Origin of the sequence: Sphingomonas sp., from assembly GCF_025353885.1 — a bacterium.
In the GTDB taxonomy this organism is placed as follows: Bacteria; Pseudomonadota; Alphaproteobacteria; order Sphingomonadales; family Sphingomonadaceae; genus Sphingomonas_O.
Genome location: NZ_JANXNX010000067.1, coordinates 1 through 1,635 on the forward strand (window position 1 = coordinate 1; position 1,635 = coordinate 1,635).

A 1,635-nucleotide genomic window follows, 5' to 3' on the forward strand; every position below is an offset into this window, starting at 1 on the left:
CGCGCAGTCTCACTGCGTCCCGTTGATCCAGCCTGCCGGGTCGATTGGAACCCATATCCTTCTCTTTCGGTCGTATCGCTGCACCTCGAAATGGAGGTGGCTTCCTCCTCTCAGCGCGTTGCCGCTGGTGCCGACGAGCCCGATGACCTGGCCACCCCTGACCTTTGCCCCGACCGCCAGGGCCGGGCTGTCACGCAAATGATTATAGGTCGTTCGGGTGCCGTCCGGGTGGTCGATCCAGATCCTCTTGCCATAGCCGGTCATGCCGATCTGGTGGACCATGACGGGCTTGCCATTTCCATCGAGCACGGCGTTGCCCGCTTTGTCCTTTTTCGGCACCAGGTTGAACACCTTGACCCGGTTGCCGTGCCCATCTTGCGTCCAGTGTTTGAGCGGTCCCAATTCCGGCTTGATGTGCGAAACCACCCCGTCGGCCGCCGCCTGGACCGGGGTATCCGGCTTTTGTGGCAGATCGACGCCCATATGCGGCTTGCCGCTCCGCCAGCGATGGGCACCGGTCGGGTCGAAGCGGCCATCGCCGTAAAATTCGGCGCCGTTGGGTCCCTTGATACCCTTTCTCGATGTCGAACCATCCGAGGCACCGCCATAGCCATGCACCGGCCAGCGCCGTTGCAAAAGCGGGGCAGTGCCGGCTGTTGCTGCTGCCTTCGGTTGCGCGACCGGCACCGGCCGGGCTTGCCGCACAGGCGCCGCTTTCACGGGTGTTCGCGGCGCGGGGGGCGGCGCAGCGACGGGCGCCGGGGCGCCTTGCTGCTTCATCTGATCGCGCCGGATACCCTCCATGATGACGGCGAGCGGGTCATCACCACCGGGCCGCGCCGCTACGGGCGGAACAGGGCGTTGCGGGCCGCGCAGGGCGGACAGGTCATCGGCGAGGGCCGGCTGAAACGATGGCCCGACCGGCGGCTGTGGCGGGGCAGTAGCGGAAGCGGGAAAAGCCGCGAGGGCAATGCCCAGATTGCGGGGCGGTCTGGACTGGGGACTGGCGGGGTTGATGGATGCCGCGGCGGGATCGACGGGCAGACGGGCGCGGAGAGCAGGAGTACACATGCCGGCGACACTACGTATGTCGCCCCTGATGTTGAATCGACTTGGACGGCGTGCGCGACATCCCGATTCAACCGCGCCGCAAAAACCTCCAATATGCTGCCATCACCGCAGCCTCGGTTGCCGGCTCTTTCTCATCGTCGATCACGAAAACGGGGGCCCCGGCTCGCTCTCTGTTATTGCCTGTTATCGCTCTGTTCCGGCCCCTGTTATGCCTGATCCGGGCTCTGTTCCGAGCCCTGTTCTTGGCATGGGATTGACGCCAACACACTGAATATCAAAGATAAACTATGAGCGATGTGCTCAAAAAAAGTTATCTTCCGCTGTTATCGCGCGAATAACAGAGCGGAACAGAGAACGTGCCGCCAGGCCGCCGTTGCTCGTGTGCCGAGGTGTGCCGGCTATTCTGCCGGTTTCACCACCCTCGGCACGAGGATCCGCCCGAGCATCTTCGACCCTTCCGAATCCTCGGTCAGTTCGACATCGACGATCTGCTCCCGCTGGTTGGGGCGGCCGAAATTGCGGAACAGATGCGCGGTCAGCACCGAGGCGCCGTTGGGGTCGAGC

General features: G+C 64.0%; 1 protein-coding gene. It reads right to left on the reverse strand.

The features are described 5' to 3' along the window. Positions 1-9: 9 nt before the first annotated feature. Positions 10-1,071 (reverse strand): peptidoglycan DD-metalloendopeptidase family protein, encoded by a 1,062-nt coding sequence (locus tag Q0R02_RS07260; protein ID WP_293882011.1) that lies wholly within the window; start codon positions 1,069-1,071, stop codon positions 10-12. Positions 1,072-1,635: the final 564 nt, after the last annotated feature.